Origin of the sequence: Bacillus sp. NPDC077411, assembly GCF_044543425.1 — a bacterium.
In the GTDB taxonomy this organism is placed as follows: domain Bacteria; phylum Bacillota; class Bacilli; order Bacillales; family Bacillaceae_G; genus Bacillus_A; species Bacillus_A bruguierae.
Map to the genome: position 1 here is coordinate 180821 of NZ_JBITWA010000004.1, position 20688 is coordinate 201508.

17 protein-coding genes, 2 pseudogenes and 1 riboswitch are annotated in these 20688 nt (G+C 39.1%); of the genes and pseudogenes, 11 read left to right on the forward strand and 8 right to left on the reverse strand.

Translation table 11 applies throughout. From position 1 onward, the window contains the following. The first annotated feature begins 360 nt into the window (after positions 1 to 360). The gene (locus ACIGHG_RS08055) at positions 361 to 2022 is read left to right on the forward strand and encodes a lactate permease LctP family transporter (protein ID WP_396547960.1); all 1662 of its coding nucleotides are present in this window, start codon (positions 361 to 363) and stop codon (positions 2020 to 2022) included. Between the two features lie 58 nt (positions 2023 to 2080). Here the strand turns inward: ACIGHG_RS08055 and ACIGHG_RS08060 are convergent, their stop codons facing one another. After that, positions 2081 to 2776 carry a DUF2642 domain-containing protein gene (locus ACIGHG_RS08060; protein WP_396547962.1) on the reverse strand — a complete coding sequence of 232 codons (696 nt, stop codon included), beginning with the start codon at positions 2774 to 2776 and terminating at the stop codon, positions 2081 to 2083. A 199-nt stretch (positions 2777 to 2975) separates the two neighbouring features. After that, positions 2976 to 4334, reverse strand: coding sequence for an arsenic transporter (locus ACIGHG_RS08065; RefSeq protein WP_396547964.1), 1359 nt, complete (start codon positions 4332 to 4334; stop codon positions 2976 to 2978). A gap of 199 nt (positions 4335 to 4533) precedes the next feature. Further along, positions 4534 to 4649, forward strand: a riboswitch (TPP riboswitch). A gap of 247 nt (positions 4650 to 4896) precedes the next feature. Here ACIGHG_RS08065 and thiC point away from each other — a divergent pair. After that, the gene (thiC, locus tag ACIGHG_RS08070) at positions 4897 to 6657 is read left to right on the forward strand and encodes a phosphomethylpyrimidine synthase ThiC (RefSeq protein ID WP_396548065.1); all 1761 of its coding nucleotides are present in this window, start codon (positions 4897 to 4899) and stop codon (positions 6655 to 6657) included. A 427-nt stretch (positions 6658 to 7084) separates the two neighbouring features. Here thiC and ACIGHG_RS08075 read toward each other — a convergent pair whose 3' ends face one another. From ACIGHG_RS08075 to ACIGHG_RS08085, 3 genes are all read right to left on the reverse strand, one after another. Continuing rightward, the gene (locus ACIGHG_RS08075; RefSeq protein ID WP_396547966.1) at positions 7085 to 8443 is read right to left on the reverse strand and encodes an arsenic transporter; all 1359 of its coding nucleotides are present in this window, start codon (positions 8441 to 8443) and stop codon (positions 7085 to 7087) included. A 460-nt stretch (positions 8444 to 8903) separates the two neighbouring features. Then, a complete protein-coding gene (locus ACIGHG_RS08080; RefSeq protein WP_396547968.1) occupies positions 8904 to 9923 on the reverse strand; it encodes a cytochrome d ubiquinol oxidase subunit II in 1020 nt (339 codons plus the stop codon). Further along, the gene (locus tag ACIGHG_RS08085) at positions 9916 to 11271 is read right to left on the reverse strand and encodes a cytochrome ubiquinol oxidase subunit I (protein WP_396547970.1); all 1356 of its coding nucleotides are present in this window, start codon (positions 11269 to 11271) and stop codon (positions 9916 to 9918) included. Before ACIGHG_RS08085 ends, ACIGHG_RS08080 begins: the two co-directional genes overlap by 8 nt. Before the next feature lie 298 nt (positions 11272 to 11569). On the opposite strand from ACIGHG_RS08085, the gene ACIGHG_RS08090 reads away from it, so the two are divergent. From ACIGHG_RS08090 to chbG, 9 genes and pseudogenes are all read left to right on the forward strand, one after another. Beyond that, complete coding sequence (locus ACIGHG_RS08090; RefSeq protein WP_242216789.1) at positions 11570 to 11713, forward strand: hypothetical protein; 144 nt, start codon at positions 11570 to 11572, stop codon at positions 11711 to 11713. 341 nt (positions 11714 to 12054) lie between these two features. Then, the gene (locus ACIGHG_RS08095; RefSeq protein WP_336471963.1) at positions 12055 to 12357 is read left to right on the forward strand and encodes a PTS sugar transporter subunit IIB; all 303 of its coding nucleotides are present in this window, start codon (positions 12055 to 12057) and stop codon (positions 12355 to 12357) included. A gap of 14 nt (positions 12358 to 12371) precedes the next feature. Next, a complete protein-coding gene (celB, locus tag ACIGHG_RS08100; RefSeq protein ID WP_336471964.1) occupies positions 12372 to 13676 on the forward strand; it encodes a PTS cellobiose transporter subunit IIC in 1305 nt (434 codons plus the stop codon). 6 nt (positions 13677 to 13682) lie between these two features. Continuing rightward, positions 13683 to 14000 (forward strand): PTS lactose/cellobiose transporter subunit IIA, encoded by a 318-nt coding sequence (locus tag ACIGHG_RS08105; RefSeq protein ID WP_336471965.1) that lies wholly within the window; start codon positions 13683 to 13685, stop codon positions 13998 to 14000. 131 nt (positions 14001 to 14131) lie between these two features. Continuing rightward, positions 14132 to 14578, forward strand: coding sequence for a LytTR family DNA-binding domain-containing protein (locus tag ACIGHG_RS08110; RefSeq protein ID WP_090918026.1), 447 nt, complete (start codon positions 14132 to 14134; stop codon positions 14576 to 14578). A 4-nt stretch (positions 14579 to 14582) separates the two neighbouring features. Beyond that, positions 14583 to 14987: a DUF3021 domain-containing protein gene (locus tag ACIGHG_RS08115; RefSeq protein ID WP_336472106.1), complete on the forward strand. Its 405-nt coding sequence runs from the start codon at positions 14583 to 14585 to the stop codon at positions 14985 to 14987. 65 nt (positions 14988 to 15052) lie between these two features. Beyond that, a pseudogene (locus ACIGHG_RS08120) lies at positions 15053 to 15145 on the forward strand (PTS lactose/cellobiose transporter subunit IIA); the annotation flags it as partial. A 55-nt stretch (positions 15146 to 15200) separates the two neighbouring features. After that, positions 15201 to 16526: a 6-phospho-beta-glucosidase gene (locus ACIGHG_RS08125; RefSeq protein WP_396547973.1), complete on the forward strand. Its 1326-nt coding sequence runs from the start codon at positions 15201 to 15203 to the stop codon at positions 16524 to 16526. Positions 16527 to 16757: 231 nt separating this feature from the next. Continuing rightward, a complete protein-coding gene (gene chbG, locus ACIGHG_RS08130; RefSeq protein ID WP_336471967.1) occupies positions 16758 to 17462 on the forward strand; it encodes a chitin disaccharide deacetylase in 705 nt (234 codons plus the stop codon). A 165-nt stretch (positions 17463 to 17627) separates the two neighbouring features. On the opposite strand, the gene ACIGHG_RS08135 is transcribed toward chbG, so the two are convergent. The 3 genes and pseudogenes from ACIGHG_RS08135 to ACIGHG_RS08150 all read right to left on the reverse strand — a co-directional run bounded on the left by ACIGHG_RS08135 (position 17628) and on the right by ACIGHG_RS08150 (position 20499). Beyond that, positions 17628 to 18326 carry a hypothetical protein gene (locus ACIGHG_RS08135; protein ID WP_396547975.1) on the reverse strand — a complete coding sequence of 233 codons (699 nt, stop codon included), beginning with the start codon at positions 18324 to 18326 and terminating at the stop codon, positions 17628 to 17630. A gap of 201 nt (positions 18327 to 18527) precedes the next feature. Continuing rightward, positions 18528 to 19217: pseudogene (locus ACIGHG_RS08145) on the reverse strand (RNA-guided endonuclease InsQ/TnpB family protein); the annotation flags it as partial. A 91-nt stretch (positions 19218 to 19308) separates the two neighbouring features. Next, positions 19309 to 20499: a chromate transporter gene (locus ACIGHG_RS08150; RefSeq protein WP_396547977.1), complete on the reverse strand. Its 1191-nt coding sequence runs from the start codon at positions 20497 to 20499 to the stop codon at positions 19309 to 19311. Positions 20500 to 20688 lie beyond the last annotated feature (189 nt).

Genomic DNA, 20688 nt, shown 5'->3' on the forward strand with positions numbered 1-20688 from the left:
ACGAATTAGAAAAGCTGTAAACAACACTGTTATTTGAACAAGTGCATCAGTTCCGGCTGTTATTTCCTATGTTTAGGTTATCATTTGTTGAAATTTGATAGAGGAAGATTTTCTTTATGTATTAAGTAATTAAAAAATGAACATATAATCATACCACAATTGTGAAGAAGTGAACAAAGAAATTGTGAATAAAATTCGAAAATAGGATTGTAAATAAAGGAAAATATGATAAAGTATAAATAGCACATTGATGAAAACGTTTTCTTAAACGTTTTATTTTTAGACATAAAGGTCTGATGACCTGGTGGTCTACTTATATGGTTGTTAGAGAACAGGGGATACTAGAGAGGAAGAGGGACTATGAGCACATGGACACAAATTTATGATCCGCTAGGTAACATTTGGCTTTCGGCAGCGGTTGCAATGATTCCAATTATATTTTTCTTTTTAGCGTTAGCGGTTTTTCGTATGAAAGGCTATGTTGCGGGATTTATTACAGTTGTATTAATAGTTATAATTGCACTTTTCGTTTATAAAATGCCATTTACGATGGCGATGGCAGCAACCGGTTATGGCTTTGCTTATGGATTATGGCCGATTGCGTGGATTATCGTTATGTCAGTGTTTTTATACAAAATCTCAGTAAAAACAGGACAGTTTGATATTATTCGTGCATCAGTTCTTTCTATTACAAGTGATCATCGTTTACTTGTCATCTTAATTGGCTTTTCATTCGGAGCGTTTTTAGAGGGAGCAGCCGGATTTGGGGCACCGGTAGCAATTACAGCAGCGCTTCTTGCGGGACTTGGTTTAAATCCGTTATACGCAGCCGGGCTTTGTTTAATCGCAAATACAGCGCCGGTAGCATTCGGAGCTATGGGGATTCCGATTTTAGTAGCTGGTCAAGTAACAGGTATTGACCCTCATAAAGTAGGGCAAATGGCTGGGCATCAATTGCCGCTTCTATCATTATTTGTTCCATTTTTCATCGTATTTTTAATGGATGGATTAAAAGGTGTGAAACAAACGTGGCCTGCATTATTTGTAGCAGGCGGCTCGTTCGGGGTTACGCAGTTTATTACAGCAACATACCTTGGGCCTGAGCTTCCAGACATTACATCGGCATTAGTAAGCTTAGTGAGTTTAGCATTATTCTTAAAAGTATGGCAACCAAAAGAGATTTATCGTTCTGGAAAAGGACAAGCAGAAGCTGCGGCAACGGTAGCTGCTGGTTCTACAATGAATTTAACAACAGGAAAAGTTTTAAAAGCATGGTCACCGTTTATTATCTTAACGGTAATGGTTGTTATATGGAGCCAGAAATTCTTTAAAGATTTATTTGTTCCAGGCGGCGCGCTTGAAAGCTTAGTGTTTAAATTTAAAGTTCCGGGTCTGCATAATTTAGTAATGAAGGCAGAGCCGATTGTTAATAAACCAACGCCGTATGAAGCTGTATTGAAGCTTGATATTTTATCGGCAACAGGAACAGCAATTTTGATTGCATGTATCATTACAATGTTTGTTTTAAAAATGAGTCCAAAACAAGCGGTAGCTACATTTAAAGAAACGTTGCAAGAATTAAAAATGCCAATTCTATCAATTGGATTAGTACTTGGTTTTGCATTTATCGCAAATTACTCTGGACTTTCATCAACGTTAGCATTAGCGTTAGCGGGAACGGGAAGCTTATTCCCATTCTTCTCACCATTCCTTGGATGGATTGGGGTATTCTTAACAGGATCAGATACATCTGCAAACGCATTGTTCTCAAACTTGCAAGCAATTACAGCGCAGCAAGTAGGTGTAAAGGAAGTATTACTTGTTGCGGCAAATACAACAGGTGGTGTAACAGGTAAAATGATTTCGCCGCAATCGATTGCAATTGCATGTGCGGCAGTTGGACTTGCTGGGAAGGAATCGGATTTATTCCGCTTCACATTGAAACATAGCTTATTCTTTGTAACAATCATCGGCATTATCACATATATTCAAGCTTATTATTTAACTTGGATGATACCTTAAAAGGTAAAGGAGCTGACTTAAAAGGGGGAGAATTTCCTCTTTTGAGTCAGCCCTTTCATTATTTATGATTTTGATACGGAAAATGAATTGCTTTAATATGGTGTAAATTAAAATGAAAATGCTGGTTACGTGCTGTAATAAGTTCAATTTGATTATCGGTCACTTCAACTAACTTTCCGATCTTATAATTTGTTGCACCTAAATCGAGTAAGATAATTTGTTGTTTTAGTTTTTTTATTTGCTCAGAAAACGTACGGGCAAGCGTAAGTTTGGAAGGTGCTGGCGATAGTTTCTCTCTTTCTAATCCATAAGGCGTTTCTGCTTCTTTATACGGAATAAGATATTTTACGTGATGAAATGGGATGTATAACGTTTGATAGACAGGTGAGAGGAAGACAAAATAGTCATTCATAATATGAGTGACATATCCATGTAAGAAATGTTCATATGATAATGCAAGTTCAATAAATTGTCCTTTTGCTACTTGTAATGTTTTTCGAAGCGAAATAGCGGATTCAGTTGATATCATATCTTGTGGTAATAGAGATTCTGGAATTGTCAGATTATCAAATTGTAATGAGTCAATTATCGGAGTTAAGTGTTGAATGTGTAAACTAGAGATATACATGTATTTTTCTCCATCGTACAATACAACAATATCTGATCCTTTATCAATCATAATCCCTTCAAATGGAAGGTTTCCAGACAGCGTTACTTGCACGGGTTGATTGATATATTTTTGTAAATGAAGCATAGTAATCTCCCTTCTTGTAATTACATACGTTTTTCTTCTAACTTTTAAGCTGCGAAGATAAAGTGAAACTTCCGTCAGTGGGGGTTTTCTTCATCCCCCACTGACGGTTAGTTGAACCAATCGGGCTTTTACGGGCAGTTATCCCCCACCTATCTTCTTTGTTTCTCTCTGAATCTTGAGATGGGGGTCTTACTGCCCGTTAATGCAGGATAAATGTAACCCAATAATATAAGCAAAATAGCGTGAAAATGACAGTTGGCGGAATGACGAGGAATGTAGCTTTCATATACGTGCCCCAGGTGATATTTACTTTTCCTTTCCTTGTAATAAACATCCACATTAAAGTTGCTAATGTACCGATTGGCAGTAGTAGTGAACCCATGTCACTACCGATGATATTTGCAAGATAAATCGTTTTCAATGTAATAGGATCTAGCCCCATTTCGGTAAGAGTGATTGTACCAATCATTAAGGCAGGATGGTTATTAAAAATGTTAGAGAGGACAGAGATTAAGCCTCCCATAATAAAGTTGGCATGAAATAAACTACTGGTGATGAGTGGATGAAGTTTTGTAACGAGCAGTTCAGTTAAACCGATGTTATGAAGTCCGTATACAATTACGTACATAGAAAATGCAAAAACTAACACATACCAAGGTGTTTTTTTAATCATATCAATCGGTGGGATGCGCAGTTTGTACCATCTCCACCCGAGTAAAATAATAGAGCCAATGACTGCTGTGATGGCGATGGAAAATTGAAAGTACGATGCGATAAACAAGCTGATACGAACGCATAGAACAAATAATAGAATTCTAAACATAAATCGTGTTCGCTTCCGATTTTCAGCTACCTCGGATCGTGGTTGCAAAGGATGAAAGGATTTTTTTACGAAATTTTCATCTAAATGTATCGGTAAGACCGGGAGTGTTTTCGGTAATTGTTTCTGATAGATGAGGAATAATAGGGACGCCATAAAGAGGAGACCTAAAGTGGCAGGTACAAACATCATTGCTGTATGCATGTATAAATCCATATGAACAATTTTTAAGGCAATTAAATTTACAATATTGCTTACGCCAATCGGTACACTTGAGGCAGTAGCAATGAGCGCACCGCTTACTAAGTAAGGTGTTTTTTGATTATGTGTAAGTCGTAAATGGTGTAACAAAAGCAGTAAAATGGGAGTTGTAATTAAGATGCTACCATCGTTATTGAAGAATAATGTCATGAGAAAGCATAGAAGATTTGTATACCAAAACAGGCGAATACCAGAGTTTTTTGCTTTTTTCGCAAGTTGAACGGCACACCAGTGAAAAAAGCCAAAACTCTCTAGTACGATTGCCATGACAATGGTAGCCATAATTGTTATGGCAGCGTCAATAATTTTTGAGCTAATATCACCTAAGTCGGTAAAAGAAACGGCACCGCTTAAAATGACAATCATTGCTCCAACTGTTGCTGGAATCGCTTCATTCATTCCTTTTGGTCGCCAAAAGATGATAAGCATAGTTACGAGAAAAGTGAGTATGGTTATAGTAGATTGTAGGTTTAGCAACTCTTTCACCCCCGTTCTTAAAGCGAAATGTCCGTACAAGACGTATGTCCTACACCAACTTATATTATATATGTATGAAGTGTGGATTCGGCTTGTACTAAGTGAAATAACTATTTTTTGAGTGAAAAAGAAAAAATGTAAATACCTTTGCATTTGTTAGACAATGATGTATGATAGGAGCGTAGTAAAAATTTAATCAGTGATAAACTAGGGGTGCCCAAGAGAGCTGGGCTGAGAGAGAAGCGTGTTGAAGCTTCTTAACCCTTTGGACCTGATCTGGTTCGTACCAGCGGAGGGAAGTTGTCGGCTTTACATAACAATGTCTTATGTTGCCAGGTCCTATTCTTTATTATGGGCCTGGCTTTTTTATTTGGGCATTGCTAGCCGCTAGTTCTCGTCCTTGTCGTAAGAAAGGTGGAGCCGACTGTTTAGACCCGTCGGCTAAGGTTCTTTCGCACAGAAAGCGCTTTTTGTTTTCTCGTGCGGAAGGTTCTTAGACGGAAGGGTTTAGGAGGCGAAACTGGATCTAAAGAAAAGCGAAGACACAGGGGAGGAAAAAATGATGAAACAATCTGTTTCAGCTGAGCAAATTGAGTTGAAGTCAAGTTTACCAGGAAGCAAGAAAGTATATGTAGAAGGTACGCGTGAAGGCATGAAAGTACCAATGCGTGAGATTGCACAAAGCGATACAAATGGTGTGCCAAACCCGGCTATTCGTGTATATGATACGAGCGGTCCTTATACAGATCCGAATTACAAAGTGGAGTTAGAAAAGGGATTGCAGGCGCCGCGCCGCTCATGGATTGTGGAACGAGGAGATGTAGAGGAGTATGAAGGTCGTGAAGTGAAGCCGGAAGATGATGGGGTGAAAGTAGCGTCTACACATACGCCTGTATTCCCGCAAATGGGACGGAAGCCACTCCGTGCAAAAGACGGGGCAAATGTTACGCAAATGCATTATGCGCGTAAAGGGATCATCACACCGGAGATGGAATATGTAGCAATTCGCGAAGGTATGGAGCCGGAGTTTGTGCGGAAGGAAATCGCTGAAGGCCGCGCTATTTTACCAGCAAATATTAATCACCCAGAAGCAGAACCAATGATTATTGGCCGTAACTTCCATGTGAAAGTAAATGCGAATATTGGGAACTCAGCTGTTTCATCATCTATCGCTGAAGAAGTTGAGAAGATGACGTGGGCAACGCGCTGGGGTGCTGATACAATTATGGACCTTTCTACCGGGAAAAATATTCATACGACGCGTGAATGGATTATACGAAATGCTCCTGTACCAGTTGGAACAGTGCCAATTTATCAAGCGCTTGAAAAGGTAAACGGAATTGCCGAAGATTTAACGTGGGAAGTATACCGTGATACGCTAATTGAACAAGCAGAGCAAGGAGTAGACTACTTTACAATTCATGCTGGTGTACTGCTTCGTTACATTCCGCTTACAGCAAAGCGTGTAACAGGAATTGTATCACGCGGCGGTTCGATTATGGCGCAGTGGTGTTTATACCATCATCAAGAAAACTTCTTATACACACACTTTGAAGAAATTTGTGAAATTATGAAGAAGTACGATGTTTCCTTCTCTCTTGGAGATGGGTTACGCCCTGGTTCAATTGCGGATGCAAACGACGAAGCTCAATTTTCTGAGCTTGAAACATTAGGGGAACTTACGAAAATTGCTTGGAAGCATGACGTTCAGGTGATGATTGAAGGGCCAGGACATGTACCGATGCATTTAATTAAAGAGAATATGGATAAAGAACTCGACATTTGTCATGGTGCACCGTTTTATACGCTTGGACCGTTAACGACAGACATTGCACCTGGTTATGATCACATTACTTCGGCAATTGGTGCAGCGATGATTGGCTGGTTCGGTACAGCCATGCTTTGCTATGTAACACCGAAAGAGCATCTTGGCCTGCCAAACAAAGATGACGTTCGTGAAGGTGTCATTACGTATAAAATTGCTGCACACGCTGCTGATCTTGCAAAAGGTCATAAAACAGCACACGAGCGCGATGACGCTCTTTCAAAAGCACGCTTTGAATTCCGCTGGCGCGATCAATTTAATTTATCATTAGACCCTGAACGTGCAATGGAGTATCATGATGAAACATTGCCGGCAGAAGGAGCAAAGACAGCGCATTTCTGCTCTATGTGTGGTCCGAAGTTTTGTAGTATGAGAATTTCGCATGATATTCGTGAGTATGCGAAAGAGAATGATTTAGAAACAACAGAAGCAGTTGAGAAAGGTATGAAAGAAAAAGCAGAAGAGTTTAAAGAAGCAGGTAGTCAGTTATATAGATGAGTAGAAAGACTGAAATGAAAAACCTGAAGTATATAAATGCAAATTGAAAAACCGACATAAAGATCCCTTTTTTAGGGGTGGGCGAGAGCGTCTGGCTATGCATAGAAGCGGTCAGTGCCTTATTCTGCCGTGTGCGATATAAAACAAAGGTAGAAGGCAAGTGGAGAGCCTGCTTTGTTTTGTGTGCTAGGGTTTTAAATAGATTTATGTAGAAAGTACCTTTCTGAACACCTTTTCAATCTATGATCACGTGTACCTAACCTAATATAGATAATCATCCCCCTGCTGAGCGAGAGCAGGGGGATTTTGCTTTTCTGTATACTCATTTGCGAAGGAGTGGTATCCGAAATTATCATTTTTACTTATCGCCTTACCTCTGTCACCGTTTTATAGGGCGTTAGTATACAGAGAAATAGGGTAGTTTGAGCTAATGAGTGAAGACAAGCTGTACCCAGTAGAATAAGAGGAAGAGGGTTACGATTGTGGTGAGTGGAATGACAATTAAGGAGACGTTCAAGTAATCTTTCCATTTTATTTTAATTTTATTTTGCTTTAGGATATGCATCCAAATAAGAGATGCAAGTGTACCGATTGGTAATAACAATGATCCTATGTCGCTACCAATGATGTTTGCAAGGTAGATTGTTTTGAGGGTAATAGGATCTAATCCCATTTTTGTTAAGGTAATGGTTCCAATCATTAGGGCAGGATGGTTGTTAAAAATGTTTGATAGAATTGAAACGAGTCCGCCCATGATAAAACTTGCGTGCAATAAACTTTGATTCACAATCGGTTCGCATACTTGCACAAGCCAAGTTGTTAATCCAGCGTTATGGAGTCCGTAAATAATAACGTACATGGAAAAAGCAAAAACGAGAATGTGCCACGGTGTCTTTTTTAATATATCGACTGGATTTGTTCGTAAATAATACCATCTCCATAGGAGCAGAACGAGAGAGCCGATTACGGCAACAATTTCAATCGGAACTGCAAAGAATGAGGCAACGAAAAGGAGACAGCGCATAAGAAAGACAAACAGTAACACTTTTAACATAAATTTGGAGCGTTTGCTTTTTGTATCAATAGAATCTGTCCCTTTTAATGGGTGAAACTGTTTTGTGAAAAAGACTTCTTCAATGTCATAAGCGGATGTTGGTAGTTTTTTCGGTAATTTCTTTTTCACAACCATATACATGAGCCATGACATAAAGAGGAGCCCTAACGTTGCAGGTACAAACATCATCGCTGTGTGCATATAGAGTGTCATATGAACAATATTTAGTGCAATTAAATTTACAATATTACTAACGCCAATTGGAGCACTAGAAGCAGTTGCAATTAATGCGCCGCTTAATAAATATGGAATTTGTTGATGTGGTTTTAATTGGAGGTTTTTCAGAAGCAAAATTAAAATTGGTGTTGTTATTAAAATACTACCATCGTTATTAAACAACAATGTCATGAGAAAACAGAGTAATTGAATGTACCAATATAGACGACGCCCGGAGCCTTTTGCTAAGTTTGCGAGCCTGGCCGCTGCCCAGTGGAAGAAACCAAAACTTTCTAATATAACAGCCATAACAATTGTGGCCAGAATGGTAATAGAGGCGCCGCCGATTTTACCAATGATATCTGCAATGTCACTGCGTGATACGAGCCCGGTAATAATGATAATCCCCGCTCCAACTGCAGCTGGCCATGCTTCATTTAATCCTCTTGGCCGCCAGAAGATGATGAGCATGGTGAGGAGAAAAACGAAAACCGTAATCCAAATTTCAATACCCATAGCTAGCCTACCCTTCTTGATTCTTTAGTTTGAACAAGGGGATTTCAACTTGTCCGAGACTTTCTACTTAATTATATTCAAATTGTTAAAAGAAGGCTTGAGGCATTACACTAACTATTGTAAATATGGGCGTTTGATACTTTAGGGAAAAGACATAGCATATAGGGAATATTGAATGAAAATAGGCGCATATCCAGTATGTGCCTATTAGGTATTTATAAGAGAAAAGTTGCTACGTGCATCTACCTAATTTTCTTTTGGTAGGTAAATGTGGAGAGAAATATGCTACTTATTTCGTGGTAGATGATGTTTGACTAAGTATTTTTATTATATAACCGATAAAAAACTTTTTTTTAGATGGGCGGGAGCGAGTGGAAGTTTCACTTTATATTTTGTTGAAACGCCGATATATCACAAATAACGTCGATATATCGGCAGCCTCTGTAGTGAACCGTTCGTTTCACTTTAAAAATGATCGATCTTTCAAGAATAAGTTCCAGAAGAAGATGAATCCTGGTAATAAAATTGCGATCCCGATTGCATAGAGGACGAGCAGTGCATAAAACGTTTCTGTCGTTGTAAAACTTGTGAACACGGTCACTTCTGGGTAAATAATATACGGAAGATGTGCAACGCCGTAAGCATAGCTTGCAAATCCATACTGGGCAACGACAGAAAGAACAGCGATACGCGGCCAGCCTAGTATTCCTTGTTTTTTGTTCGTCCACCAAAGTGAGGAATAGCCAATGATAAAAAAGATAATTGAGATTGTAAACCATAGGAACTGTTTAATTAAACCATCCATGAGCCAATGTGTTTCCGGTTCCATTACGACAAGTGCGATGATAGCGGTGACAAGCGTGGCAGGGCCGAGTAAGATGGCATTTCTTCGATAGAGACGATATGTATCTTGAGATCCTTGTTCGCTAGCAAAGTCAGCGAGAAAGAGTGCTGATAAAAAGAGTTCGGATGTTAAGCCAAAGAGCATGTACCAATATACGACCGGGCTTGATAATAACTTTCCATATAGTAGCGTTTCTTTCCCGTTAGCAGTCGTAATGAAAGCTCCTTCTGTTACAGGGAGAACTGTAATTAAGAGAGCCGGAATTAATAGACCTGTAATGCCTGAAATCGTGCGCAGTACACGCTCGTACTTTGGCACAGAGTAAGCGAACACCATAAAGGTACTGCGAATGGCAACGAGAATGAGAATTAAGGTAACAGGTACAAACATTGCTGTTGCAAGTGTAAATGCAGCCTTTGGAAAGAAGCCGAGAAACGCGACAACGACAAAGACTAGAAATGTATTCGTAACTTCCCACGTTGGAGACAAGTAGCGATTCGCAAGTTTTCCAGCAAGTGTTGGATGCTTTGCGTATACCATCCCCCAAAAGCCAGCTCCGAAATCAATTGAGCCTAAAATACTGTATACAAAAATGACAGCCCAGAGAATGATAATAGCGATACTTGCTTCATGCATGTGAATCCCCCCTGTTCGTTTGTAAGTCGGCCTTTAATGGATGGCGTTTAAAGAATGTTCGTAATACGAAAATAGTTAAAGCACCAAGTGCAATATAAAGGATGACAAATACGATGAATAATGGTCCGACGAAATCGGCGCGCGTGGCAGCATCTGTCGTCCGCTGAAAACCGTAAATCGTCCAAGGCTGCCGGCCGCTGCAGCTGAAAATCCAGCCGAATTCAATGCCAAGAAGCATAATCGGACCGCAAGCCGCAATGGCCCAAAGCATCCATTTTGGCAATTGTCCTCCTTTTTTTCGGTAAATGAAGTACCAATATCCAAGTGCAATTGCAGCGACGGCGAATGTAAATGTAGCCGCTCCGACCATTAAATCAAAGAATAGATGTGTGTAAAAAGGCGGCCACGTTTCTTGTGGAAATTCATTTAATCCTTTTACAACTGTATTTGGAGACAGACCGACTAACATACTGAGCAGGTTTGGAAATTCAATTGCGTATTTTAATTTGTTTGTTTCTGGATCGAGAATGCCTCCAACGGCTAGCGGTGCATGTGACTGTGTCTGAAATAATGCTTCTGCTGCTGCTAATTTCTCCGGTGAGTGCTCATGCAAGGCAATCGCAGATTCATGTCCAGAAAGCCACATAATTGCGCCTGTAATAAATGTGATGATTAAACCTAAATATAATCCTTTTTTATGATAGGTAATTTCCTGTGCACTTTTATTTCGTTTTAATAATTTAAACCCGGCAATCGAAGAGATGACAGCAGCTCCTGTTGCATAAGCTGTAATGACAACATGAATGGAGCTTGTGAAAAAGCTTGGATTAAAAAAGGCTTTCCAAGGATCAACATTATAGACTGAACCGTCTGCAGCCATTGAAAATCCCGCTGGTGTATTCATCCATGTATTTGCTGATGTAATAAGTACAGCAGATGCAGTTGCCCCGAACATCACAAAAAAGAGCGATATTAATCGCATAAATGGTGGTAATTTATCTGCAGCATACACATAAATGGACATGAACAATGCTTCTAGGAAGAAGGCAAAAATTTCAATTTGAAATGGGACGGAAATGACTTGTCCGACAATCTTCGCAAAGCCAGGCCAAAGTAAGGAAATTTGGACGCCCACAATTGTTCCTGTTGGAATGGCAACACCAAGAAGAATCGCAAATGCTTTCGTCCATCTTTTTGCCATCACAGAGTAATCGGGGTCCTTTTTCCAGTGATATAATACCTCGCTTATAAAAATCATTAAGGAAAGACCAATTCCTAGCGTTGCAAAAATAATATGGAAGGCTAATGATGATCCAAAGAAAGCGCGTGATAATGTAACAGTATCCATATGCCTACTCCTCTTCTTTTTTGCCATTATTTTCTTACCATTATGGAAAAATTATTCAAAAAAGTGACAAAAAATATGTATGTACTTTAGGAAAGATTATGATATTATAATGTTGAAATGTTCAGGGAATAAATAAAAAGAAGAATTAACATTTTAGAATTGTACTTTGAAGAAAAATATTTTATAATTCTTGTACGAACATAAGTTCTATTTGTTTGGTTTTTACAAACTATACAAGTCAGAAACGCTAATGTTTACTGGATTTAGTCTTATTCATGAAACGGAGGGGAAAGTTTTCATGTATCCAGAAATCATTAAAAAAATGGCATTTTCGAAAGAGCATAAAGATTTATTGTTAAAGCTATATAATAAAGAAATTACAAGGCGTGAATATGATCGTCTCGTACAAGCATTATATCGGCCGGCAAAAGAGAGTGTGTAAAATCCATTCCTAGTGATTGGATAACTTCATTCTATAGCAATAAAGGAAAAGAGGTAATCTGAAAAGGTTACCTTTTTTATATGGTGATGGTTGGTACCTTAACGAGGCACGTTAAAAACAGCAAGTAATGGCTACTTGCTGTTTTTTAATGCTATTTGCAAAATAGTAAGTCCTTCTTGATGGAAGCTTCACTTAATGATAAAGAAAGTGAGAGAAAGCGAATGTAGCATAGAGAATTTTTTGTTCATATGCTCGTCATATGAGAATTCCCCTAGACATATATATAGGTTAGCTTAACCTTATGGGGAGCTATAAGAGCTAATGAGAAAGGGGGGCGTCATATGAATATTTTGCTGTGCTGTGCTGCTGGCATGTCAACGAGTTTGCTTGTAACAAAGATGGAGAAAGCAGCAGAGGCGCAAGGGATAGAAGCTAGAATTTGGGCTGTATCTGGGTCGGAAGTGCGTAATCATATTGATGAAGCAGATGTATTATTACTCGGCCCGCAAGTGCGCTATCTATTACCGAAAATGCAAGAGCTCTGTAAAGAAAAAGGTGTACCCGTGAATGTCATTCAATCTGTACACTACGGACTTTGTAATGGGGAAGCGGTGTTACAAGCAGCATTGTCAATGAAGGCATAAGGGGAGTGGAGAGGATGACGGGATTTTTAGAGAGATACGTTATGCCTGTAGCAGGAAGAATCGCGGAGCAGCGTCATTTACAAGCTGTTCGAGACGGAATTATTTTAACGATGCCTTTCTTAATTATCGGATCCTTTTTCTTAATTATTAGTGCGTTGCCGATACCTGGATATAATGATTTTATGGCCAATTTATTTGGATCGGGCTGGCAAAAAGCATTAGGGTATCCGGTAAGTGCCACATTTAATATTATGTCTTTAATCGCCACTTTTGGAATCGCTTACAGATTGGCAGAACAGTATAAAGTAGATGCATTAGCATCAGGGGCGTTGTCACTTGTATCTTTCTTATTAGCAACACCATTTCAAGTTTCACATATTGCAGAAACGACGAAGGAAAGTATTTTAGTAGAAGGTGTGATTCCAACTGTACTTACTGGCAGCCAAGGTTTATTTGTGGCGATGATTTTAGCACTTATATCTACAGAAATATACCGCGTTATTATACAGAAAAATATTGTGATTAAAATGCCAGAAACAGTACCGCCAGCAGTGTCGCGTTCGTTTGTTGCACTGATTCCTGGTTTTGTTGTGATTACTGTAGTATGGATTTTACGGTTAATTCTAGAACACACTTCATTTGGAAGTATTCATAATATTGTGGGACAATTGCTACAAGCGCCGCTTAGCACACTGGGTGCTAGTATATTTGGAGCTGTGATTGCGATTATTCTTATTCAATTATTGTGGGCATGCGGGATTCACGGAGCGGCCATTGTTGGCGGAGTGATGGATCCAATTTGGCTCTCATTAATGGATCAAAACCGCGTCGCCTTTCAAGCTGGGCAGGAAGTACCAAATACAATTACAAAGCAATTCTTTGATTTATGGATTTATATGGGTGGTTCTGGTGCAACGCTCGCACTTGTCATAGCGATGTTACTATTTGCACGAAGTCAGCAATTAAAAAGTTTGGGCAGGCTATCTATTGGACCAGGTATTTTTAATATTAATGAGATGGTGACATTTGGAATGCCGATTGTGTTAAATCCCCTTCTTCTGATTCCATTTATCCTTGTTCCCCTTGTTCTAACGATTGTGACTTATTTTGCGATGGAATGGGGATTTGTGGCGCGGCCAAGCGGCGCAGCTGTACCGTGGACAACACCGATTCTGTTTAGCGGCTATTTAGCAACGGGCGGTAAGATTTCAGGTGTTGTGATGCAGTTAGTAAACTTCTGCTTAGCTTTTTTCATCTATTTCCCGTTCTTAAAAATGTGGGATAAGCAAAAGTTGGCAGAAGAAAAGGGGGAGCAATAGAGGGAAATGGATACGATAGAGACAACGGCTTTTCATTTAATTTTACATGGGGGAAATGCGAGAAGCTCAGCGATGGAGGCAATTCAATTTGCAAAACAAGGAAAACTTTCCGAAGCGGACGGAAAATTGCAAGAAGCAGACAGCGAGTTAAAGGAAGCGCATCGCTTACAAACAACATTGATTCAACAAGAGGCAGGCGGCGAACGGGTCGAACTTACGTTACTGTTCGTTCATGCGCAGGATCACCTTATGAATGCTATAACAATGAAGGAATTAGCGAGTGAGTTTGTTGATTTATATAGGAAGATGTTAGATAGAAAATAGGCCTTGCGGGTGCAAGGTCTTTTTTATGTATTGAAAATGACAAGTTAAACAAATAACTGGACCACTTATGTACATATCCATTTATTTTTTTCACATTTATGTAAAAATGAAGTAGTAAAGGGGGGGGCGATATGAAGGTTCATATTGATTTAGACCCAGCACATGAAGAACTAGAAATCGTGATAAGGACGAAAGAAATGACTGAAGATGTTCAGCACATTTTGAAAATATTAGAAGGGGGGACGATCAAGCAAATTGTTGGAATAGAAGATCAGCAGTTTTATTTATTGGAGTTTAAGGAAATATATTGGTTCTATTCGGAAGGCAGAAAGGTATTTGCCCAAACGACAAAAGGAAACCTTGAAGTAAAACACCGGTTGTATGAATTAGAGAGTGCCTTACAGCGAGAAGGATTTGTTAGGTTCTCAAAATCGACAATTGCAAATATAAAGCATGTGAAAAGTTTTGAAATGTCGTTTAGTGGCAGCATGTGTGCTCATTTTTCAAATGGGATGAAAGAGTACGTTTCGCGAAAATATGTTCCGCTTATTAAAGAAGTTTTGAATATAGGAGGTTAGTATGATGATGGATAGAATAGGTGCAAAGTTGGCAGCTGGTATGGGGATGGCGATGTTTTATAGCTTATTATTTTTGGGGATCGGTTATGCGAATGGGATGGAGACAATAGAGATAAGGACATTGTTAATTCAACTTGTTGCAGCAAATATAATTGGGATGATCTTCTCTGTTGCTTCTTTTGTTTTTGAGAGGGAAGAATGGAGCCTGTTAAAACAAACAATCATTCATTTCATTATATTACTAGGAACATTTCTTCCAGCGGCAGTATGGATGGGATGGGTTCCTAATCATGTAAGTGCCATTCTCATTTGCGTAGGAAGCTTTATTATCATTTACTTCATGATATGGTTTGCAATGACAATGTATTGGAAGAAAAAGATTGAGAATTTAAATAATCAGCTTAAATAGAAAAGAGAAAAAAGTACGCCAGGTGTGAAAAGCACTTGGCGTACTTTTTAATTGCTTTAGCTGAAGAAGCACGGGAAACGATGAATGAAGCGCATCATTTCCAATATGAGCTCATACAATCAGAAGCAAGAGGAGAAAAAATAGAAATTACAGTACTACATTGAATAAACTTTCTAGTTATAAAAAAATCAATGCGAAAGGGGAACGTGTAGTATGTGTGGAATAAAAATTACAACAATTGGCGGTGGCTCTAGTTATACACCGGAGTTAATTGAAGGTTTTATTAAGCGCTATCATGAACTTCCTGTTCGTGAAATTTGGTTAGTTGATGTGGAAAAAGGAAAAGAAAAGTTAGAGATTGTTGGTAACTTAGCAAAGCGTATGGTGAAAAAAGCAGGAGTTCCAATTGATATTCATCTTACACTAGATCGCCGCGAAGCGTTAAAAGATGCGGACTTTGTTACAACACAATTTCGCGTTGGGTTATTAGCAGCGCGCGGAAAAGACGAAGCCATCCCGTTAAAATATGATGTGATCGGCCAGGAGACAAATGGCCCTGGCGGTTTATTTAAGGGCTTAAGAACGATTCCTGTTATTTTAGATATTTGTAAAGACATAGAGGAGCTTTGTCCAAACGCATGGTTAATTAATTTTACAAATCCAGCGGGGATGGTAACAGAAGCTGTTCTTCGCTATACAAACATTCAAAAGGTTGTCGGGTTATGCAACGTTCCGATCGGGATTCATATGGGATTAGCAAAGATTCTCGATGTAGATCCAAGCCGTGTACATGTTGATTTTGCGGGTTTAAACCATATGGTGTATGGATTGGATGTCTATTTAGATGGTGTGAGCGTCATGGACCGTGTGCTGGAATTAGTAACAGATCCAGAGAAACAAATTACGATGCAAAATATTGCAATGCTTGATTGGGAACCCGATTTCATTCGCGCGCTTTGTGCAATTCCATGCCCATACCACCGTTATTACTACAAAACACGCGAAATGTTAGAAGAAGAAAAGCAAGCGTCACTGGAAAATGGTACACGTGCAGAAGTGGTGAAGAAGCTAGAGAATGATCTGTTTGAACTGTATAAAGATCCGAATTTAGATAGTAAACCACCGCAACTAGAAAAACGCGGCGGAGCATATTATAGTGATGCTGCATGCAGCTTAATTACGTCTATTTACAACAATAAAGGTGATATTCAGCCTGTAAATACAAGAAATAATGGTACAATCGCAAGTTTACCAGCTGATTCTGCTGTTGAAGTAAACTGCGTCATTACAAAGGATGGCCCAAAGCCGATTGCGGTTGGGGACTTACCAATACCAGTTCGTGGTTTAGTACAACAAATTAAATCGTTTGAACGCGTAACAATTGAAGCCGCTGTAACAGGTGATTACCATAAAGCGTTGCTGGCGATGACGATTAATCCGCTTGTCCCATCTGATAAAGTGGCAAAACAAATGTTAGATGAAATGCTGGAAGCTCATAAAGAGTATCTTCCGCAATTTTTCAAGAAAGTGGAAAACTAAAAGCGGCGCAGTTCAGCTCGCTTTTTTTCAGTTTGAATTCAAATTGAAAAAACCCCTTTCTTTTTTAGGTGGTCGAGAGGGACTGGCCGCGTGTAGAAGCGGTCAGGGCCTTTTTCTGCCACGTGTCATGTGAAAAAAAATGTAGGGAATGAGTGTAGGTGACTTTTTGTGTTGTGTACCAGGAAAGTATCTATTGAAGAATTAAAATAGATGTATATAGGAGGGGACGTAATGATTCAATTAATTGTAAACGCAGATGACTTCGGATTAACACGAGGGGTAAACTACGGTATTATTGACGCGCACGTGAATGGGCTTGTTAATTCTACAACGATGATGATGAATATGCCGGGGGTAGAACATGCAGTGCAACTAGCGAAGGAATATAAGACGCTTGGAGTTGGTGTGCATCTTGTATTAACTGCAGGAAAACCGCTTCTTTCTGATGTACTCTCTCTTGTGAAAAAAGATGGTTCGTTTCATTCGCAAAGTACCGTGTGGGAAGGAAGGATAGATCCATATGACGCCGAGCGAGAGTGGGCCGCGCAAATTGAAAAGTTTTTATCATATGGCTTAACACCGACGCATCTTGATAGTCATCATCACATTCACGCACTGCCAATTTTGCATGACGTCTTAGAGCGATTAGCAGAGAAATATCATCTTCCGGTGCGCCGCTGTGAACAAGAGTGTGCAGTACGCCCATTTTCTGATGTGTTTTTTCACGATTTTTACGGAGATGGTGTAACGAGCGATTACTTTACAAAACTAAATGGGCGTGTACAGGACGGGATAACCGTTGAAGTTATGGTGCATCCAGCTTATATAGATGCAGAGCTGGTGAAACGTTCGTCTTATGTCATGAAGCGTGTTGAAGAGTTACGTATTTTAACAGAGAGTAAGCTTCCAAGTGGGATGGAGCTTGTGAAGTTTTAGGAGTGGTAAAGGAATGAAATTGACCAAAAAAGTCCACTTTTCGGTGTGATCCAGTTCTAGTGAATGGGCGATTCGCATGTTGAACGTTGTCGTAAGGTCTTTATACCTTGTCGAATCGCCGATAAATGTATCATTTCCGCCGATATATCTGGTGTGCTCCTATTATTATTTTGTCCAAAGTTTTACTGATTCTAAATCACTAGTTGAATATTTCTTTTTTCCGTAACGGACTTTTTCATAGATCGGTATAATATTTGTTGGCTTATTAAGCCTTAATAGCCACTGCTGCAAGGTCTCACATGGTTTTCTTTTGTTATGTTTGGGTAGCTTTTTTTCCCATTTTATTAGTTCTAGTCGGATTTCATTGTGAATCGAATGGATGTCATTGTTATGTTCATCTGCTATTGTAGTAGTTTCTTTGTGAGTTTGTTGTATAGAATGTACATTAGAAATGGATTCGGCTGATTTCTTCTTTTTGAAATATAGGAAAGCAAGAATGATAGTTGATGTGATAATTATGATGGTTATCCATGATTTTTTGTTATTTTGAATGGTTTTATTAATAGTATCTAAAATCTTATCTAAAATCTTATCCTTCCACGACATTTGAATTGGGGATTCTTTATCGTTATCATCGCTTTCAATTTCTGTTGGGTCACCATGTGGTGCTGGTAGTTGTGGTGCCCGATCTACTTCATAGTCAGTGTATTGTCCCCAGCCTATGAATTTTCTAAACTCCTGTTGTGTAAATAAAGAAAATGTAGATAGTCCCCATGAAATGATTACAAACATCACAACAATAATCATTCGAGAGAACCAGAGCCGATTTTTAGGCATGCGCAATGCAACTGCTACTAAAAACATATACAAATGTATACTCTTAGAGTTTTCTTGCTTCTACGAACCCCATTTCGATACTATCTTGCTACTTTGGTTTATATGGTTCTCCACAGGCGTTAATTCCGATGTAACCCACCGTACATATATAAGTTAGTATGGTATATTCTTTTGCTTGTAAAAGGTTGATGGATGCGTTTAAATCTCTATCTATTTCATTTCCACACTCGCATGTAATTTTTGTACTCTAAGAATATTTTTATCTATATTCGCTCTTTTGTTAGTAGCAGATTTTTCACCTCTCTTTTTTAGATTTTTATACTTTCGCGATAAAGAGCGCTGCTCACGTTTTAATTTTCTTTCTAGCTTTCTTACTTTTCCTGTTTTGTTAATGTTTTCATGAACTTCCCCATTACTACAAATAGCAAAATCTTTAATCCCTAAATCAATCCCTAATCCTGTTTCTTCTAGCTTTGGTTTTACTTGTGTTTCCTCTACTTCACAAAGTATGGATACATAATATCTCCCTGCTTTTTGAGAAACTGTCCCGCTTTTCACAATGGCGTTTTTAGGGATATAACCTTACTCTTTCAATCTTACAAAGCCAAGAGTAGGTATTTTCACTCGATGTCTTTCAATCGTCCAGTCTGTTTTGTTATTTTTAGGGAAGTAGCATTTTACATCTTGCTTTTTCTTCTTTTTATACTTAGGGAATTTAGATAGTCCTTTGAAAAAGTTTTTAAATGCTTTTTCTCCGTTCATAATCGCTTGTTTTGTAGCTTTAGAAGATACTTCTTTTATCCAAGATTTATCTGGATTACTAGGTATAAATTCGTTGTTTAACCACTTGGAAAAATCCATACCACTTACAAATCTACCTTCTATTTCTAAATTTGTTTGCTGTATAGATCGTAACATAATTTGTAAGAACAATAAATTGAATATTAAGAAAACTATAATGATAAAATCCCCCATACATTTGATTGTAAGGAGGGCGTAAAACTAGCTTTTATAGTACCGACAAAATCATCCCGCTGATCGCACCAATTATAACAATAACCCCCGGCGGCATTTTCCAAAAGGCAAGCATTGTAAATAAGAGTAATGCGACAACGAAATCAGCGGGCTCTATAACCGAGCTTGTCCAAATTGGATGATAAAAAGCGGCGAGTAAAATGCCGACAACCGCTGCATTTATACCAAACATAGCTCCTTGTACGTACGGTTTGCGGCGCAGTGCATCCCAAAAAGGCAATACGCCGACAACGAGTAAGAAGGCGGGAAGAAAAATAGCAATTGTCGCAATTGTTGCCCCGGCGGCTCCGTTCATAATTGCTCCGATATAAGCGGCGAATGTAAATAATGGTCCAGGAACGGCTTGCGTCATTCCATAACCAGCGAGAAATTGTTCTTTCGTTATATAGCCATTTGACACAAATTCATTTTCTAGGAGCGGAAGAACAACATGACCGCCGCCAAAGACGAGAGAACCTGAGCGATAGAAACTATCAAACATAGCAATCCAGTGCGAGAAAGGGCGTAATATCGGTAATAGTATGAATAAGAGAAAGAACAAAGATAGGCATAGCGCTGCGACTTTGCGTGAGATGGGAATAGATATTTCTGTTTCAGTTGTTATTGTGTGCTCCCTGTATAAGAGCCATCCCACGATGCTCGCGAATAGAATAACGATGATTTGTATCCAAGATGTTTGGAATAATAGAACGATAGCCGCTGCGATAACTGCAATCGTTGCGCGGCTCCGGTCTGGTGTTAGCTTTTGCACCATTCCCCATAATGCATGAGCGACAATCGCTACGGCCACTAGTTTTAAGCCGTGAATCCATCCCGCGTGTGCAATATCAATCTGCTGCAGTAACGAAGCAAACAGGACGAGCGCAAGAACGGAAGGGAGCGTAAATCCAAGCCAAGAAACAATAGCTCCAAGTATACCACCCCGTGATAATCCAATTCCGATTCCAACTTGACTACTAGCGGGGCCGGGAAGGAATTGACAAAGTGCTACAAAATCGGCATAGCTTCTTTCATCCATCCATTTTCGCTTCTGAACGTATTCGTTATGAAAATAGCCAAGATGTGCAACAGGTCCTCCGAAGGAAGTGAGTCCAAGTTTTGTGGAAATGAGAAAGATTTCCGTTAATATTTGTAAGTGTTTTGCGATACTTTGTTTAGAATTCATAGTGATAGGAGTCACCTTTTTCTCGAATAAATTTTTCTATAAATCTAGCGACCGCTTCTATACACGGTCAGACGCTCTCGCCCACTAAAAAAAGGGGCAGTTTTCCAATTTGTACTTATATATCATATCGAATCTATGTAAATAGGAAAATGACAAGAATGTAATGAATATGTAAAATTGCATATTTGA

Excerpts from the sequence above, each read along its gene's own strand:
- ACIGHG_RS08095 (WP_336471963.1), top strand. The coding sequence starts at position 12,055 with ATGAATATTTTGCTGTGCTGTGCTGCTGGCATGTCAACGAGTTTGCTT.
- ACIGHG_RS08055 (WP_396547960.1), top strand. The coding sequence starts at position 361 with ATGAGCACATGGACACAAATTTATGATCCGCTAGGTAACATTTGGCTT.
- ACIGHG_RS08075 (WP_396547966.1), bottom strand. The coding sequence starts at position 8,443 with ATGGGTATTGAAATTTGGATTACGGTTTTCGTTTTTCTCCTCACCATG.
- ACIGHG_RS08115 (WP_336472106.1), top strand. The coding sequence starts at position 14,583 with ATGATGGATAGAATAGGTGCAAAGTTGGCAGCTGGTATGGGGATGGCG.
- chbG (WP_336471967.1), top strand. The coding sequence starts at position 16,758 with ATGATTCAATTAATTGTAAACGCAGATGACTTCGGATTAACACGAGGG.
- ACIGHG_RS08125 (WP_396547973.1), top strand. The coding sequence starts at position 15,201 with ATGTGTGGAATAAAAATTACAACAATTGGCGGTGGCTCTAGTTATACA.
- ACIGHG_RS08090 (WP_242216789.1), top strand. The coding sequence starts at position 11,570 with ATGTATCCAGAAATCATTAAAAAAATGGCATTTTCGAAAGAGCATAAA.
- thiC (WP_396548065.1), top strand. The coding sequence starts at position 4,897 with ATGAAACAATCTGTTTCAGCTGAGCAAATTGAGTTGAAGTCAAGTTTA.
- celB (WP_336471964.1), top strand. The coding sequence starts at position 12,372 with ATGACGGGATTTTTAGAGAGATACGTTATGCCTGTAGCAGGAAGAATC.
- ACIGHG_RS08105 (WP_336471965.1), top strand. The coding sequence starts at position 13,683 with ATGGATACGATAGAGACAACGGCTTTTCATTTAATTTTACATGGGGGA.
- ACIGHG_RS08150 (WP_396547977.1), bottom strand. The coding sequence starts at position 20,499 with ATGAATTCTAAACAAAGTATCGCAAAACACTTACAAATATTAACGGAA.
- ACIGHG_RS08135 (WP_396547975.1), bottom strand. The coding sequence starts at position 18,326 with ATGTTTTTAGTAGCAGTTGCATTGCGCATGCCTAAAAATCGGCTCTGG.
- ACIGHG_RS08080 (WP_396547968.1), bottom strand. The coding sequence starts at position 9,923 with ATGCATGAAGCAAGTATCGCTATTATCATTCTCTGGGCTGTCATTTTT.
- ACIGHG_RS08060 (WP_396547962.1), bottom strand. The coding sequence starts at position 2,776 with ATGCTTCATTTACAAAAATATATCAATCAACCCGTGCAAGTAACGCTG.
- ACIGHG_RS08085 (WP_396547970.1), bottom strand. The coding sequence starts at position 11,271 with ATGGATACTGTTACATTATCACGCGCTTTCTTTGGATCATCATTAGCC.
- ACIGHG_RS08110 (WP_090918026.1), top strand. The coding sequence starts at position 14,132 with ATGAAGGTTCATATTGATTTAGACCCAGCACATGAAGAACTAGAAATC.